Below are 15,954 nucleotides of genomic sequence, written 5' to 3'. Positions count from 1 at the left end.
TCCCATGAAACGTACCTTTATTCTGATGATGGACTCTTTCGGTATTGGTGCTGCCGCCGATGCCGACAAGTTCGGCGACGTGGGTGCCAATACCCTTGGCCATATCGCCAAGGCGTGCGCCGCCGGTGAGATCGAGGGCCGTGGCGCTCTCAACCTGCCAAACCTCAGCAAGCTGGGTCTGGGCCACGCGGGCGAACTCGCCAGCGGCACCTTCCCGGCCGGACTGAACAAGGATGTCGAGGTGATCGGTGCCTACGGCTTTGCCCAGGAGCTCTCCTCCGGCAAGGACACCCCGTCCGGTCACTGGGAGATTGCCGGCGTGCCCGTCTTGTTCGAGTGGGGTTACTTCCATGACCACCACAACAGCTTCCCGCAGGAGCTGCTGGATGCCATCGTCGAGAAGGCCGGTCTGCCCGGGTATCTGGGCAACTGCCACGCCTCCGGCACCCAGGTGCTGGACGATCTGGGCGAAGAGCACATGCGCACCGGCAAGCCGATCCTCTACACCTCTGCCGACTCCGTGTTCCAGATTGCTTGCCACGAAGAGACCTATGGCCTCGAGAAGCTCTATGAGCTGTGCCACATCGTGCGCGAGCTGCTGGAGCCCTACAACATCGGCCGCGTCATCGCGCGTCCGTTCGTGGGCAGCGGCAAGGGCAACTTCAAGCGCACCGGCAACCGCCACGACTACTCCGTGCTGCCGCCGGCACCGACCGTGCTGGACTACATGAAGGAAGCGGGTGGCCAGGTGGTCTCCATCGGCAAGATCGCCGACATCTATGCCCAGCAGGGCATCACCAAGCAGGTGAAGGGGACCGGTCTGACCGAGCTGTGGGACAGGACTCTGGAAGAGGTGAAAGCGGCCGGTGACCAGACCATCGTCTTCACCAACTTCGTGGATTTTGACTCCTCCTACGGTCACCGCCGTGATGTCAAGGGCTACGCCGATGCGCTGGAGTACTTCGACTCCCGCCTGCCGGAGCTGTTCGACCTGCTGCAGGATGGCGACGTGGTGGTGCTGACCGCCGACCACGGCTGTGACCCGACCTGGAGTGGTACCGACCACACCCGCGAATACATTCCGGTGCTGTTCTACGGCAAGCCGGTCAAGGCGGGCTCCGTCGGTCGTCGCGAGACCTTCGCCGACATCGGCCAGAGCATCGCGGCCTACCACGGCCTGCCCAAGCTGCAATACGGTACCAGCTTCCTGTGATGGTGACCCCGGGCCGGTTCGCCTGCCCGGGGTGCCACAGGGCCCCGGTTTCCTGTAATGTACCGCCGCCGCGCAGGCAGCGGACAATCCATAAAGACAATAAAACTCAACCTAGTGTGAAGGAATAAAGAGAATGGCAACTCCTCATATCAATGCGAAAGATGGCGCCTTTGCTGATACCGTGCTGATGCCGGGCGACCCCCTGCGTGCCAAGTACATCGCCGAAACCTTCCTGGAGAACGTCGAGCAGGTGTGCGACGTGCGCAACATGTTCGGTTTCACCGGCACCTACAAGGGTCGTCGCATCTCCGTCATGGGCCACGGCATGGGCATCCCGTCCTGCTCCATCTACGCAAAAGAGCTGATCACCGACTACGGCGTGAAGACCCTGATCCGCGTGGGCTCCTGCGGTGCCGTGCGTGAAGACGTGAAACTGCGTGACGTGGTGATCGGCATGGGTGCCTGCACCGACTCCAAAGTGAACCGTCTGCGCTTCAAGGACCACGACTTCGCCGCCATCGCCGACTTCGACCTGGTGGCCAATGCCGTTCAGGCCGCCAAGAACAAGGGCGTGGCCGTGCGCGTGGGCAACATCTTCTCCGCCGATCTGTTCTACACCCCGGACCCCTCCATGTTCGACGTCATGGAAAAATACGGCATCCTGGGTGTCGAGATGGAAGCCGCCGGTATCTATGGCGTGGCCGCCGAGTACGGTGCCAAGGCGCTGACTATCTGCACCGTCTCCGACCATATCCGTACTGGTGAGCAGACCACCTCCGAAGAGCGTCAGCTGACCTTCAACGACATGATCGAAATCGCGCTGGACTCCGTCCTGCTGGGTGACAACTGATCCCCCTCGCGCATAAAAAACGGCGGCCCTCGGGCCGCCGTTTTTTATGCGAAGCACGGTCAGAGATCGAGGGCGAAGCGCCCCTTGCCCGCCTGTTTGGCCTGGTACATGGCGGCATCGGCCCGGTGCAGCAGATCGTCGATGTGACAATACTGGCCCGAGTGGCAGAGGGCGCCCCCTATGCTGCCGGCAAGGGGCAGCCGATGACCGGCCACGTCCCCGGGAACCGCCATGGCCGCCAGCAGCCGCTCGCACAGGGCAGGCAGCTCCTGCGCGGGTTGGCGCAGGGCAGGCAGTATGATGGTGAACTCGTCACCTGCCAGGCGCGCCACCATGTCCCCCGGGCGCACCTCGGCACTCAGCACCTGGGCGAAGCGTTGCAACAGAGCATCGCCGACGTGGTGTCCCAGCCTGTCGTTGATCCCCTTGAAGCCGTCGAGATCGAGGAACAGCAGCCCCAGGGGTTCGGCATTCTGGCGCACCCGCTCCAGCTCCCGGGAGAGGCGCAGGGTGAAGGCGCGCCGGTTGGGCAGGCCGGTGAGGGGGTCGTGAGCCGCCTCGTGTTCCAGCTGGCTTTGCAGCGCCTTGAACTCGGTGATGTCGCTGCCGAGGATGTAGACCCCGGGCTCGTCGCCCCGGCTGGGGATCATGGTGATCCTGAGGTCACGCTGACCTATGGGCAGATCGAAGCGGCGCTCGAAACTCACCTGTTCACCGGACAGGGCCTTTGCCACATAGGCCATGGCCCTGCCGTGGGCCTCCTCGCCGATGACGTCCCGCACGCTCATTTCCCGCATCTGTTCGGTATCGAGCCCGAAGTAGCGGCAATAGGCCTGGTTGGCGAAGAGGTAACGCCCCTCGGGCGACACCATGCTGATGGTGACCGGCAGGCCATCGGTGATGGCCCGCAGTCGGGCACGGCCACGCTCGATCTCCGCGAGCACCTGGCGGCGGGCCGTGATGTCGTGCAAAAACAGGGCGATGCGCACCTTGCCGTCGAACTGGTAGCGCTCTGCGATCACCTCGACCGGGATGTGCCGGCCTGTGCGGGTGATGATGTCGCACTCCAGCCGCCGTGGCGGACTCTGCGGGTTGCCTGACAGGCTCAGCAGGGGGTGATCGGCGCCAAGCAGCCCTGAGAGGGAGCGGCCCAGCATCTCGTCGGCGTGCCAGCCGAGCAGGGTGGTGGAGGCCGGGTTCCAGCCTGTGATGATGAAATCGGCATCGAGCTCGAGGAAGGCATTGCTGGTGTGCTCCAGCATGTGCTGCAGACGGCGCTGCTCCTGCCACAGCTGCTGCTGCATGGCGCCGCGCTCGCGCATCTCCTGATGCAGCTGTTCCACCGTGCGGGAGAGCTCACTGGTCCGTGACTGCACCTGCTGCTCGAGCCCTTGCTGCAGCCGCACGAGTTCGGCTTCGGCCTGTTTGCGCTCGGTGAGGTCGGCAAACACGGCGATCATGTGGGGGGCCATGGTGCGGCTCTGGCAGAGGGTCACGCTGAGCTGGACCCAGCACTGGGTGCCATCGGCCCGGATCATCCGCTTCTCCAGCCGGTAATCCTGCCGTTGCCCCGCGATCAGGGCATCGAACAGGGGCTGCTCCCGTTGCAGATCTTCGGGATGGGTCATGGCGAGTCAGGTCCGGCTCAGCATCTCGTGCTCGCTGTAACCGAGCAGCCGCTCCAGCCCCGGGTTGGCTCTCAGCCATTTCCCCTCGAGGGAGGAGAGGGCCATGCCCACCGACGACTGGTTGAAGGTGAGGGTGAAGAGATGCTCCTTGTCTTCCAGCACCTGGTTGAGGGTACGCACCTGGTGGCGCCGCTCCAGATCGTGCAGGGTGTTCTCCACCAGGCGGCCGAAGTCGTCGAGATCCCGGCAGGCATCTTCGTCGAGATGGCGTGGCACATGGTCCACCAGGCAGAGGGTGCCGAGCACCACGCCATCCAGCGCCCGCAGGGGCCGACCGGCGTAGAAGACCACGCCGGGATCATCGGTCACCAGCGGATTGTCGGCAAAGCGGAGATCCCGTCTGGCATCCGGTACCTGCATGATGTCGGGGCGCAAAATGGCATGACCGCAGAAGGAGTGCTCCCGGTTGATCTCGCACATATCGACCCCGGTGCGGGCGAGAAACCACTGCCTGTTCACGTCGGTCAGGGAGACCATGGCGATGGGGAGTGCGAAATGGCGGGTGATGAGCCGGGTGAGGCGATCAAGCTGATCGATGGGCTCGTGGTCGAGCAGGCCGAGGATGCGCAGTCGTTCCAGTCGACTGTGTTCATCCAGCGGCAAGGGGGGGGCAATCATGTGGCTCTCCTGCCAGTGATCTTGCCAGTGTTATATACAAGCCGGAGGATGTGATCCACTCCCGCTTATTGCGGAGCGGCGGGTTTGCTCTGTTTCTTGTGCTTGCGCACCCGCATGTAGTTGCGACGCACCCCGTAGGAGATGAGCAGGCCGGCCAGCAGCATCACCAGCAGCATCAGGCGCTGTTTCTCCTGGTTGACCTTGAGATGGGTATCCTGTGCGGCCAGCAGTTTCTGCTCTTCCAGGGTGATCCTCAGATAGCCCAGGGTCAGGTTTTCGTCCTGGATCTCCTTGACGAACTGGATGCGCCCCTTGCCCTGCTCCGGCAGGGATTTGTTGTCGCTGCCGATGGGCAGCAGGCTGTCCAGCGGCAGGGCGTTGTCCGACTGGGCGAGGGGAATACCGCGGGCGTCATAGAGGGTGACATCCAGAATGTCAGGCTCGGCGGCCAGATCCTGCGCCAGTCTCTCCAGCTCGCTCTCCTTGTCCTCCTTGATCCAGCGGCGCATGTCCCGGGCGGCATAGGCGACCAGCGCCTGTGCCCTGTCCCGTGCCGCCGCGTGCAGGGCGGCCTGGCTCTCTCCCTGCATGTGGATGAGCAGCACCAGCACCCAGAGACCGAGCAGGACTCCCGCCGCCAGGCTGACAACACGTTTGATGGGAAGATGACGCACAGAACCGGGCCTCTGGTAATGGATGAGCGGGGCTGGCTAGTGCCCCGGTGCCGCGAAGCGGGAAACAGGGTGGTCTGTTTCCATGTCTGCCCGCACCGCAGGCGGGATCTTGGCGCTTGCCTGTACAAAAAGCAATACGCTACTCTGGGCCCGCATGATGAACCCCATGATTTCCAAGGAAGGCGTCTCTCTTATGTTGTTGTCCCTACTTCCCCGCTCCCTGCACGACTGGTCCGGGGCCCTGAGCTGTGCCCCCTGCTGGCAGCTCACCAACGAAGTCCTGCTGCCCGCGGCCAACGCCCATGACAGCGCCTGGATTGTTCTGTTTGGCAAGGGGCTGGAGGCCGGTCATCTGGCCCGCCTGGCCCAGCAGCTGGATGCCCTGGGGCTCGAGGCCAGCCTCTATCCCGCAGGGGAGCAGGCCGATATTCCGCTGCTGCTGCTTGGCACCAACCGTTTCTCCCCCGAGCTGGTGCAGGTGCTCAAAGCCCAGGAGTGGGACATCGACCTGTGTCATCTGGCCGCCCTGCCTACCCTGAGTGAGCCCGGTCTGCTGGTGATGGACATGGATTCCACCGCGATCAGGATAGAGTGCATCGACGAAATCGCGCGGCTGGCCGGGGTCGGTGAGCAGGTGGCGGCCGTTACCGCGGCGGCCATGCAGGGCAAGCTGGAGTTTGCCGACAGTCTGCGTGCCCGGGTGGCGCTGCTGGAAGGGGCGCCGGTCACCATCCTCGACGAGGTGGCGGCCGACATGCCCTGGATGCCGGGCCTGCCACTCATGGTCGAAACCCTCAAGCAGGCTGGCTGGAAGGTGGCGATCGCCTCCGGTGGCTTCACCCGCTTTGCCGGCGAGTTGCAGCGTGCCCTGGGTCTGGATGCCATTTTCGCCAACGAGCTGGCGATGGAAGGGGGCTTGCTGACCGGCAAGGTGAGCGGCCCCATCGTCGATGCCGCAGCCAAGGCCGAGGCACTGCAACAGCTGGCCTCGGAGTACGGGGTGGCTGCATCCCAGACGGTCGCGGTCGGCGATGGTGCCAACGATCTCAAGATGATGGGGGTGGCGGGGCTGGGCATTGCCATTCATGCCAAACCCCTGGTACGTGCCCAGGCGGCGGCGACCCTCAATCACCACGATCTGGAAGGGGTGCTCTGCCTGCTCGGCGCCCTGGCCTGTCGCGACCGACGCTGGTGCTGATCCCGCTCAAGGAGGAGTCGATCACGAGATGGAACTGTTACAGCAATCCCTGTTTGTCCCCTGCGGTGAGCATCGACTCCATGTGCGCCATATCCAGCCCGGTGTCGCGGTGCATGCCGACCCCATCCTGATGGTGCACGGGGCCATCGAGAACGGCCGCATCTTCTACACCGAATCGGGCAAGGGGCTGGCCTGCTTTCTGGCTCGCCACGGGTATCAGGTCTATGTGGCGGATCTGCGTGGTCGGGGCCTGAGCACTCCGACCATCGCCGAGCGGGCCGGCCACGGTCAGCATGAGCTGATCACCGAGGATCTGCCCGCACTGCAGCGCTGGGTATCGGCCCGCCATGCCGGTGCCCGGGTGCACTGGATGGCCCACTCCTGGGGCGGCGTCATCATGGCCTCGACCCTGGTGCGCTTCCCCGAGCTGGCGGAGCAGGTTGCCAGCCTGGTGTTCTTCGGCACCAAGCGGGGGGTCTCGGTGCAGAACCCGGAGCGCTGGTTGAAGGTGGATCTGATTTGGAACCGGCTCGCCCCCTGGCTGGCGCGCCGCCGGGGATTTCTGGCCGCCCGCCGGTTGAAGATAGGGGCCGATGATGAGCCCCTGCGCTACCTGCAGGAGACCATCCCCTGGGTCAAGTGCGGGCCCTGGCAGGATCCCTTTGATGGTTTCGCCTATGACGAGGCGGCGAGCCGGGTCAACTGGCCCCCGCTCTGGATGATCTCCGCCAAGGCGGACAAGGTACTTGGCCACCCCGTCGACGTGCGTCGCTTCAGCGACGAGATGGGCTCGGCCGCCCGCCACACCCGCCTTGGGCGGGACAACGGCAACCGGCTCGATTACGACCACATCAACATGCTGACGGCGCCCCAGGCACAGGAGGATCACTTCCCCGACATCCTCGCCTGGCTGCGCAACCCCCAGGCTGCCTGATAGACAAAAAACGGGCACTTGCGTGCCCGTTTTTGTTGTCTCCCGGCCCTGCTGGCTAGCGGGGCCCGGATGGTATGCCAAGGCGGAACAGGGTCGCCTCGGTGGTATCGGTCAGTTCACCCACGCCCACGACACTCCAGAGCTCCTCTTCCAGCTTCTTGGCCTTGTGAATGGCGAACTTGGCGATGTAGTCCAGTTCACCCGCGATGAAACTGGTGTCCGGGCGGCCGGTGCGCGAAATGCCCACCAGTACTGAATAGAATTCTCCCTGTTGCCGAGCCAGCTCGATGAAGCGGCGCTTTTGATCCGGTGAGCTGAAGCTGCTGGCCAGGTGGCTGCGAAACAGGGGTGTTCCCCCCTGGGAGTGGAGGGCGGCGATGTAGACCTCCTCCTCTTCCGGCTTGTCTTCCCGCTCGATGGCGCGCAGGGGATTGAGCAGCAGGGCCTTGAGCAGCGCCCCCTGGAACAGGGGATACAGGTTCAACTGCTGATCCTGCTCGGCACAGATGCGCAGCAGACGGGAAAGGCTGCGTGGTTGTGGCGAGAGGCCGGCCGCGGCCAGTTTCGGGGCGGCCTTGAGTTTGTTCACATAGACGGGGGTGTTGAACAGGTGGTGGGTGTAGAGGTTGCGCAGCGCCCTGGCCATGCCGCGATAGCGATTGAACTCCCGGGTGGTCTTGAGCTTGTTCTGGTTGCTTTCGATCAGCAGGCTGAAGAACTGGTGGCCGGTATGGCGCTCGGCCGTCCCCTCGATGCACAGATGCAGCACGGTTCTGCTCAGGTTGAGGCTGACCAGCCGATAGGGCAGGCGTTGCAGGTCCATGTTCCTGGCGAGCTCCTGCAAGCGGGGCAGAGCCACCGTGATGATGTCTCCCTTCTCCCCGTCGAACGGCTCCTCCAGCTCGATTTGCATGCCGTGGGCCGAGATGTCTCGGGTCCAGCCGACCCAGGATCGCTCCTTGTGATGCAAGACGATGGCCGTCTTGTGCATGTAGCGCGCCTCCTTGCGCAGTTGCACATAGTGCAGCGTCTCTATCTCGAAGGGGGCGGCATGGATGTCATGGCCAAAGCGCTGCAAGGCGTTGGCGTTGAGCGGATCCTGACCCGTCTCTCGCTGGAACTCGTCGCGCTGGTTGTCCAGGTTGATCTCCTGCAGCATGCCCACGTATCCGAGCTGGGCCAGGCGCTCGCGCAGCAGCCTGTCCTGCAACGGGCTCGCCCCGCCCTGGGGGTTGTCGAGGTCGGCCTCCCGCAGGGTGCAGGCTTCCATGCTGAACTTGTATACCCGCCAGCTGGGGCGGCGGGCGCCGATCAGGAAGAAGAGCGCGGTCAGTCCGCTCTGTTCCAGCTCCTCCCGGGTCGCGGAGAAGAAGTAGAGGTGGCTGCGTACCGCATGGGTAAAGCTGTAGATCAGCGTCTCGCGCAGCCCCTCTTTGCCTGGAAGCAACGAGGGCATGCGGGCCGCAGTGAAGAGGCTGGCGAGCATGTCGCGGTTCTTGGCGTCGCGCCAGTATTCGAGAATGTGCTGGTTGTTCTCGGTGCGCAGGGCGATCTCGAGGGCGGGGATGCTGCCCTTGCCGAAATAGAGGGGCATGCCGGTCATGCGCGGCAGATAGAACTGCTCATACCCCTTGATGACGGCGGCGGAGAGCAGGTAGTCGACGCTGACGCGATAGCGGCTGCGGTTGCGCTCGATGAAGTCGCGCAGGAACTCGTCAAACACCGGATGCTCGCCGTTCTTGAGCAGCCTGAGCCAGAATTTGTCCTCTTTTCTCTCCTCCCCCAGGATCTGGTAGCTGACCGGGTCACGCAGCAGGGGATGGGGATGATCGCGTTCCAGTCCGGTGAAGAAGACGGCTATCAGGTCGCCTGTCTGGTAGTCGGGCAGATAGGGCACGGATACCCGGATGCCGCCGAGGGAGATGTCGGAGCTCTTGGCGAGGAGCTTCTCGCCGTTGGCGAGCTGGAGCACCATGGGAGAGCTGAAGTGCATGCGCTCTTCCTGTCGCCCGTAATGGCTGGCGAAGGGGATGGCACTGACATCGAACGGACGAAACGGGCTGATGGGCAGTGCCAGATTGTCGCTGCGCCCCTGGTTGAGTTTGTACCAGGCTTGCAGCGCCTCGTAGACCCCCAGGGTGTAGCTGTCCCGGTATAGGTAGCACTGGGATTGAAACAGCTCGATGGCCTCGGCGGGCATGAAGTGGGTCACCCCGTCGAACTCATGCACCTGACAGAGGGCGCCCAGCTCGTTGCGCATGTCGATGACGCGCCGGCAGGGGGTGCACTTGCGCTTGAGTTCCATCTTCAGCAGGAACCGGCTGTTGGTATTTTCGTTCTGGGTCAGACGGTTGAAGATTTCGTCGAAGTCCTTTTCCCGGAGCAGGGGGACAAGTTGTTCTATCAGATGTAGTGGTTGTTCTGAATCCATGTATTCCTGCCGCGGAAAGTCACTTTTCCGATTCTGGGTTTGATCTGCCGGTCGCAAACAAGTATATCAAGCAGGAATTCATCCTGTCCCCGAGTTATCCATGGCCAAAAACAAAACCGCCTATGTTTGTTCCGAATGTGGAGCCGACTTCACCCGCTGGCAAGGTCAGTGCAGCGAGTGCAAGGAGTGGAACACCATCACCGAGGTGCGACTGGGGGTGACGACACCCGGCAAGAGCGCTCGCTATACCGGTTATGCGGGCGCCGTCGGCAGCCAGGTGCAGACCCTCGCGGAGATCGCTACCACGGAGATCCCCCGTTTCAGCTCGGGCTTCAAGGAGCTGGACCGCGTACTCGGTGGCGGTGTGGTCCCCGGTTCGGCCATTCTCATCGGCGGCAACCCCGGGGCCGGCAAGTCGACCCTGTTGCTGCAGACCATGTGCGGCCTGGCGCAGCGCATGAAGACCCTCTATGTGACCGGTGAGGAGTCACTGCAACAGGTGGCGATGCGGGCCGGTCGGCTGGGTCTGCCCACGGACAAGCTGCGCATGTTGTCCGAGACCAGCGTCGAGCAGATTTGTCTCATCGCCCAGCAGGAGCAGCCTCAGATCATGGTCATCGACTCCATCCAGGTGATGCACGTGGCGGATGTGCAGTCCGCGCCGGGTTCCGTCTCCCAGGTGCGGGAGTCGGCGGCGCTGTTGACACGCTATGCCAAGCAGAATCATGTGGCCATCTTCATGGTGGGCCACGTCACCAAGGACGGCACCCTGGCGGGTCCCAAGGTGCTGGAGCACTGCATCGACTGCTCCGTGCTGCTGGATGGCGGGCACGACTCGCGTTTTCGCACCCTGCGCTCCCACAAGAACCGCTTCGGTGCGGTCAACGAACTGGGGGTCTTCGCCATGACCGGGCAGGGAATGAAGGAGGTGAGCAACCCTTCCGCGATTTTCCTCAGCCGCGGGGAGGAGCAGGCGCCGGGCTCCATCGTCATGGTGATCTGGGAAGGCACGCGCCCCCTGCTGGTGGAGTTGCAGGCGCTGGTGGATTACTCCCAGCTCTCCAATCCGCGCCGGGTGGCGGTGGGGATGGATCACAACCGTCTCGCCATGCTGCTGGCGGTGCTGCATCGTCACGGCGGGTTGCAGATGGCGGATCAGGATGTGTTCATCAACGTGGTGGGTGGCGTCAAAGTCGAGGAGACCAGCGCGGATCTGGCGCTGCTGCTGGCCATGGTGTCGAGCTTCCGGGATCAGGCCCTGCCCAAGGATCTGGTAGTCTTTGGCGAGGTGGGACTCTCCGGCGAGATACGGCCCGTGCCCTCGGGTCAGGAGCGACTGCAGGAGGCGGCCAAGCACGGTTTCCGCCGAGCCATTGTCCCGCATGCCAATGCGCCCAAACATCCCATCGAGGGGATGGAGGTGGTGCCGGTGAAGAAACTCTCCGATGCCCTCGAGGCCCTGTAACCGACCATGAAAAAGGAGCGTATGGACGCTCCTTTGTTTTTCTGCCCGCCCGCTCAGGATTCGGGGGGGACGTGGTCTCGGTGCTCTTGCAGCAACTGCTCTAGCTCGCGATGGAGTAGTTGCTCCTCTCCGATGTTCAGCTCGATCATCCGCTTGAGGTGAGTGGCGCTGTCGATGTCGATGTGGTGGCAGTAAAACCCCAGCTTTTTGCTGGCTTCGTGGGTCAGCTCGACCTGCATCTTGATCTCGATGTCGCTGCCCCCGAGCACGAAGCAGATTTCGTACTCCTTGTCCTCGCTGGCGACCCAATCCTCGGGTCTGAGCAGCAGGGCTCCCTGCAGGGAGACGTCGACCAGCTGGGTGCGCCACTGGTGTTCACCCTGGGTGAGCTTGGCGGCGGTCAAATAGAAAATCCGAGTAAAGTGGCGGCGCTCGGCCATGGTCGTCTCCGGTCTGCGTGCGAGCAAGATGCTCATCCTTCATGTTGCAGAGTGTAATCCAGCTGGCACGCCAGGATATTGAACTGGCTCCGATATTGAATATCAGACCTGCTGATGGCTGAGGGATTCCACCACCTGCAGCGCCTTGACCAGCCGATCCTCCTGTTTGAACCTGTCTTCCAGCACGGGGCCGAGTTGGTTCAGATCCTCGTCCAGTTGCAGCAACTGGGCTTCGTCGGCGTTGCTGTACTTGTCGTTGAACTCCAGCGCGAATTCGGTACAGGCACGGATATGGGGGTAGATGCGCTTGGCCAGCTCCAGTTTGTCGCCGCTGGCTTGCTCAAAGGCGGTGACGACGTGGTTGTAGATCTCGAAATGGCCTGCGCTGACATAATCGACCAGTTGTTCGCAAAAACGTTGCAGTTCTACATGGCCTGGGAGGGTGCGTTGCTTGCACTTGGCGGGCATGAGGCCTGCCAGTCGCATGTACTCGACCAGCAACGCCTGTCTGGCATCCAGCCAGTCATCTATTGCTCTATGCTTGCCTGCCAGTGCGCGCTTGGTTTTTTCCAGTTCAGTTAACATAGTCCCTCCATGGGCATGGCATGCGGCACTCGGGTCGCACGCCTCCGGTCATTCTCATCGACTGACGACACTCCTATAACTAGGGAAAATCCAGTTGACCGTCAATAGGAGTGTAGGGATATTGTTACATCAGGCGGGGATTTGCATGCCTCTCCCCACCGGTACTTCGCATCCTGTCGCCCATCCAGGGGACAAGGGGGCGATATATGTGACTATTTCCGCAGATCTTGATGAAAACCCCAGCATTCAAGCCAATCCGGCTGATAAAGCCTTTGCCTGAGTGTTTTTTTTTGAATAGAGTGGCCCGGTGCTAAATGCCCGATCATAAAGGAAATGTTATGAACAAAGCTCAACTTGTCGATGCAATTGCCGCCAAAGCAGACCTGAGCAAAGCTCAGGCCAAAGTCGCTCTGGAAGAGATCATCAATGGTATTACCCAGAGCCTGAAAGAGGGCGATGCCGTTCAGTTGGTGGGTTTTGGTACCTTCAAGGTCAACCATCGCGCGGGCCGTACCGGTCGCAACCCGCAAACCGGTAAAGAGATCCAGATTGCAGCTGCCAATGTGCCGTCCTTCGTGGCTGGCAAGGCGCTGAAAGACGCCGTCAAATAAGGTCGTCTTGTAATCAAATGAAACCCGGCTTGTGCCGGGTTTTTTCTTGCCATCTTCGTCAAAATTTGTTTCAGATACACTCAGGATATGGCATGCGCTGTAGCGAGGTGGATATGGAACAGAAAAATGCCATTCGGCAGGTAGCCGTCCCCTGGGCTCCCTCTCGTCAACTCCCTCCCGGCCTGGTCGTTGCCGAACTGCATCAGGATATCTGGAGCGACACCCTGACCGTCATGCTGGGGCGCGCTCGCAGCATCGATCTGCCTCCGTTGCCCCTGTGCCGGGTGAGTTTTCGCCACATCTTCGCGGTGCGGGTGATGGAGGACTGCGATCTGGCGGAGGGGCGTGACAGCCACGTCATCGAGGAGCAGATCCAGCTCATCACCCCGTCCCGTTTCGCCAGCTGGTTCCATCAGGAATCCGATGGGCTGCACCTGGATGAAGATTTGCAGCACTACCGCATCTCGACCTGGGATTACTGCGCCGATGTGCTGACCTCTTCTCCCCCTGAACTCCAGTTCATGGTTCAGGAGGAGTAAGCCAGACTGTCGGGTCGCCTCCGTGGTGACAAAAAAGCCGGCGCAGGGGCGCCGGCTTTTTCTTGTTCGGGAGCGTGGGGCGCTTAGCTCAGGATCTGGTCCCGGTGCAGCCCCAGCACGATCAGCAGCCCGATGAAATAGAAGGCGCTGAGCTTGATGCCGAGAATGGTGAGCAGGCCGGCGCACAGACGCACCAGGGCCTTGTGCAGCCAGGATCCGGTGAAGCGGTACATGATCACTCCACCGCGTCGGCCGGCGCGAACTCCGGCACCTTGGCCATGGCGTCCAGCACCACTTGAATGTCGGCCCCCGGCTTGCAGGCATTCTCGCTCAGATGGCGACGCCAGGCGCGCGCCCCCTGCATGTTCTGGAACAACCCCAGCATGTGGCGGGTCATGTGGGAGAGGTAGTTGCCCTTGGCCAGCTCTTGTTCGATATAAGGCAGCATCATCCGCACCACCTCGTGGCGGCTTGGCACGGCACGGTTCTCGCCGAACACCAGATTGTCCACCTGGGCCAGAATGTAGGGGTTCTGGTAGGCTTCGCGGCCCATCATGACCCCGTTGAGGTGCTGCAGATGTTCAAGAGTCTGCTCCAGACTGGTCACCCCGCCGTTGATGGCAATGGTCAGATCCGGGTAATCCTGCTTGACCCGGTAGACGCGAGGATAATCGAGGGGCGGGATCTCGCGGTTCTCTTTCGGGCTCAGGCCGCTCAGCCAGGCCTTGCGGGCATGGACGATGAAGGTATCGCAACCGGCGTCCCTTACCTGCTCGATGAAGGCCTGCAAGAACTCGTGGGAGTCTTGATCGTCGATGCCGATACGGGTCTTCACGGTGACCGGAATGTTGACCACGTCGCGCATCGCCTTGACGCAATCGGCCACCAGTGCGGGTTCACCCATGAGGCATGCGCCGAAGCGGCCGTTTTGCACCCGATCGGAGGGGCAGCCGACGTTGAGGTTGATCTCGTCATAGCCGCGCTCCTCGGCGAGCCTGGCGCAGCGGGCCAGGTCTGCCGGGTTGCTGCCACCCAGTTGCAGGGCGAGAGGGTGTTCCTGCTCGCTGTAGCCCAGATAGTCGCCCTTGCCGTGGATGATGGCGCCCGTGGTCACCATCTCGGTATAGAGCAGGGTCTGGCGGGTCATCAGACGGTGGAAATAACGGCAATGCCGATCGGTCCAGTCCAGCATGGGGGCGATGGAAAAGCGCTGCGCCTGCATAAAAATCATCCGGGTTGGCCAAACAAGGGGCGGGATTCTATCACAACGTGAGACAGCCCCAGAAAATGAATTTTGTCGCCGCGCACTGGGGGCCCTGTGATAGTATCCGGCTAATTGACAGGGTATCTGCGTGAACATGAATCAAGACCAACTTCTACAACGAGCGGAACGCCTCTGCGAGCAGCGCGGGATCCGTTTCACCCCGACACGGCGCCAGGTGCTCCGGCTGCTTGCCGCCCACGGCAATGCCATCAGTGCCTATGATTTGCTGGCCCAGTTGCAGCAGACCGAGGCTCATGCCAAACCACCTACCGTCTATCGGGCGCTCGACTTCCTGCTCGAACAGGGCTTTGCCCACAAGGTGGAGTCGCTCAACGCCTTCATCTTCTGCTGCCACTTCGACCATGCCCACCCGATGCAACTGCTGATCTGCGATCGTTGCGGTGAGGTAGTGGAGCTGCACGATCCCGCCATCGACGGCGCCTTTTCCGAGCAGGCTCATCAGCATGGTTTTACTATTACCAACAAGACCATAGAAGCCCATGGTCAATGTGCCCGCTGTTCCGCTACCGTAGGAAGTCAAGATGAAGGCTGATTTTGTAAACCCGTTCCTGCTCTCCCTGCTCAACGTGCTCTCCACCATGGCACAGCTGGAACTCAAACCGGGCGCGCCCAAGCGCAAGACGGACGAGCTGGCTCGGGGAGATGTCTCCGGCCTGATTGGCATGGTGGGTCCGCAGACCCGGGGTTCCCTCTCAATCAGCTTCGAGAAGGGGCTGGCATTGGAGATCATGCGTCGCATGCTGGGGGAGGCGCCGGCCACCATCAACGAGGAAGTGACCGACATGGTGGGCGAGATCACCAACATGGTGACGGGCGGCGCCAAACGCATGCTGGGGGAGAAGGGCTATGAGTTCGACATGGCGACCCCGGTCATCGTCTCCGGTCCCAATCACACCATTACTCACCGGGCCGACGGCGCCAAGATCATGATGCCGTTCGAATCGGAGTATGGCCGTGCCACCATCGAGATCTGCTTCGAGTAATCGCCATGTGGAAGATGCTGAAATGGAGTGTCATCGGTGGGGTGGTGCTGCTTATCCTGTCGGATATCGAGATCAGCACCTCTCTCTACAAGTACGAAGACAACCGCGTGGAGATCAACTTCCCGCGCTGGCAGGCTGACCAGCCCTGGGGCACCCTGCGCTGGCATGCGGGCCGGTTTGAGCATCACTGGTACGGTCTTGCAGGCAAACCCAAGCCCGCAACCGTACTCTGAGGAGCGCTCTCCACAACGGATGGATCAGATTGCACCAACAAAAAAGAGGCCAGCGAATGCTGCAATGCTGATCAGTTAAGGATCCATTGACCGATCCTTCTGCTGTAGGACAATCCGGAACCAATCACTGGTTCCGGATTTTTTATGTCTATTGCAAACGATCTGAACGATGTTGTTGAGGCATCTGGCGACATGCTGGCTCGGTTG

The 15,954-nt window shown here is 61.9% G+C and carries 16 protein-coding genes and 1 pseudogene; 10 read left to right on the top strand and 7 right to left on the bottom strand.

Going from position 1 to position 15,954, the window contains the following annotated elements:
* The first annotated feature begins 4 nt into the window (after positions 1–4).
* Positions 5–1,213 carry a phosphopentomutase gene (locus tag J9889_RS04265; RefSeq protein ID WP_039039948.1) on the top strand — a complete coding sequence of 403 codons (1,209 nt, stop codon included), beginning with the start codon at positions 5–7 and terminating at the stop codon, positions 1,211–1,213.
* A gap of 133 nt (positions 1,214–1,346) precedes the next feature.
* Entirely contained in the window at positions 1,347–2,063 is a 717-nt protein-coding gene (gene deoD, locus J9889_RS04260; protein WP_005341325.1) for a purine-nucleoside phosphorylase, read from the top strand.
* A gap of 59 nt (positions 2,064–2,122) precedes the next feature.
* Here the strand turns inward: deoD and J9889_RS24685 are convergent.
* Together J9889_RS24685 and J9889_RS04250 are read right to left on the bottom strand one after the other, a co-directional pair.
* Positions 2,123–4,369 (bottom strand): annotated as a pseudogene (locus tag J9889_RS24685) (PAS domain S-box protein).
* Between the two features lie 65 nt (positions 4,370–4,434).
* Positions 4,435–5,043 (bottom strand): AhpA/YtjB family protein, encoded by a 609-nt coding sequence (locus tag J9889_RS04250; protein WP_210556015.1) that lies wholly within the window; start codon positions 5,041–5,043, stop codon positions 4,435–4,437.
* A gap of 193 nt (positions 5,044–5,236) precedes the next feature.
* Between J9889_RS04250 and serB the strand changes: the two genes are divergently transcribed.
* Positions 5,237–6,241, top strand: a complete 1,005-nt coding sequence (serB, locus tag J9889_RS04245; RefSeq protein ID WP_210556014.1) for a phosphoserine phosphatase SerB — start codon at positions 5,237–5,239, stop codon at positions 6,239–6,241.
* 28 nt (positions 6,242–6,269) lie between these two features.
* Entirely contained in the window at positions 6,270–7,175 is a 906-nt protein-coding gene (locus J9889_RS04240; protein WP_041214455.1) for an alpha/beta fold hydrolase, read from the top strand.
* Positions 7,176–7,230: 55 nt separating this feature from the next.
* On the opposite strand, the gene J9889_RS04235 is transcribed toward J9889_RS04240, so the two are convergent.
* Positions 7,231–9,606, bottom strand: coding sequence for a PilZ domain-containing protein (locus J9889_RS04235; RefSeq protein ID WP_210556013.1), 2,376 nt, complete (start codon positions 9,604–9,606; stop codon positions 7,231–7,233).
* A 100-nt stretch (positions 9,607–9,706) separates the two neighbouring features.
* Here J9889_RS04235 and radA point away from each other — a divergent pair, with 100 nt between their 5' ends.
* Positions 9,707–11,071, top strand: coding sequence for a DNA repair protein RadA (gene radA / locus J9889_RS04230; protein WP_010673036.1), 1,365 nt, complete (start codon positions 9,707–9,709; stop codon positions 11,069–11,071).
* A 53-nt stretch (positions 11,072–11,124) separates the two neighbouring features.
* Here the strand turns inward: radA and J9889_RS04225 are convergent, their stop codons facing one another.
* On the bottom strand, positions 11,125–11,511 hold the full coding sequence (locus J9889_RS04225) for a PilZ domain-containing protein (protein ID WP_029313755.1): 387 nt from the start codon (positions 11,509–11,511) through the stop codon (positions 11,125–11,127).
* A 102-nt stretch (positions 11,512–11,613) separates the two neighbouring features.
* Complete coding sequence (locus J9889_RS04220) at positions 11,614–12,096, bottom strand: Rsd/AlgQ family anti-sigma factor (protein ID WP_029313757.1); 483 nt, start codon at positions 12,094–12,096, stop codon at positions 11,614–11,616.
* 338 nt (positions 12,097–12,434) lie between these two features.
* On the opposite strand from J9889_RS04220, the gene hupA reads away from it, so the two are divergent.
* Together hupA and J9889_RS04210 are read left to right on the top strand one after the other, a co-directional pair.
* Positions 12,435–12,707, top strand: coding sequence for a nucleoid-associated protein HU-alpha (hupA, locus tag J9889_RS04215; protein ID WP_005305063.1), 273 nt, complete (start codon positions 12,435–12,437; stop codon positions 12,705–12,707).
* A gap of 113 nt (positions 12,708–12,820) precedes the next feature.
* Positions 12,821–13,246 (top strand): hypothetical protein, encoded by a 426-nt coding sequence (locus J9889_RS04210; protein ID WP_029313758.1) that lies wholly within the window; start codon positions 12,821–12,823, stop codon positions 13,244–13,246.
* A gap of 83 nt (positions 13,247–13,329) precedes the next feature.
* Here J9889_RS04210 and J9889_RS04205 read toward each other — a convergent pair whose 3' ends face one another.
* Together J9889_RS04205 and dusA are read right to left on the bottom strand one after the other, a co-directional pair.
* Positions 13,330–13,479, bottom strand: coding sequence for a hypothetical protein (locus tag J9889_RS04205; RefSeq protein WP_210556012.1), 150 nt, complete (start codon positions 13,477–13,479; stop codon positions 13,330–13,332).
* Between the two features lie 2 nt (positions 13,480–13,481).
* Positions 13,482–14,468 carry a tRNA dihydrouridine(20/20a) synthase DusA gene (dusA, locus tag J9889_RS04200; RefSeq protein ID WP_210556011.1) on the bottom strand — a complete coding sequence of 329 codons (987 nt, stop codon included), beginning with the start codon at positions 14,466–14,468 and terminating at the stop codon, positions 13,482–13,484.
* 136 nt (positions 14,469–14,604) lie between these two features.
* Between dusA and zur the strand changes: the two genes are divergently transcribed.
* From zur to J9889_RS04185, 3 genes are read left to right on the top strand one after another with little or no spacing between them, the layout of a single operon-like run.
* Positions 14,605–15,063 carry a zinc uptake transcriptional repressor Zur gene (zur, locus tag J9889_RS04195; protein ID WP_010673042.1) on the top strand — a complete coding sequence of 153 codons (459 nt, stop codon included), beginning with the start codon at positions 14,605–14,607 and terminating at the stop codon, positions 15,061–15,063.
* Positions 15,053–15,514 (top strand): chemotaxis protein CheX, encoded by a 462-nt coding sequence (locus J9889_RS04190; protein WP_010673043.1) that lies wholly within the window; start codon positions 15,053–15,055, stop codon positions 15,512–15,514. Before zur ends, J9889_RS04190 begins: the two co-directional genes overlap by 11 nt.
* 5 nt (positions 15,515–15,519) lie before the next feature.
* Entirely contained in the window at positions 15,520–15,747 is a 228-nt protein-coding gene (locus tag J9889_RS04185; protein ID WP_039039956.1) for a hypothetical protein, read from the top strand.
* Positions 15,748–15,954 lie beyond the last annotated feature (207 nt).

The organism is Aeromonas sp. PrichA-15, from assembly GCF_017939245.1.
Lineage (GTDB): Bacteria > Pseudomonadota > Gammaproteobacteria > Enterobacterales > Aeromonadaceae > Aeromonas > Aeromonas caviae.
Note: the sequence above shows the minus strand (reverse complement) of the source record. Positions and strands in the feature narration are given on the sequence as shown.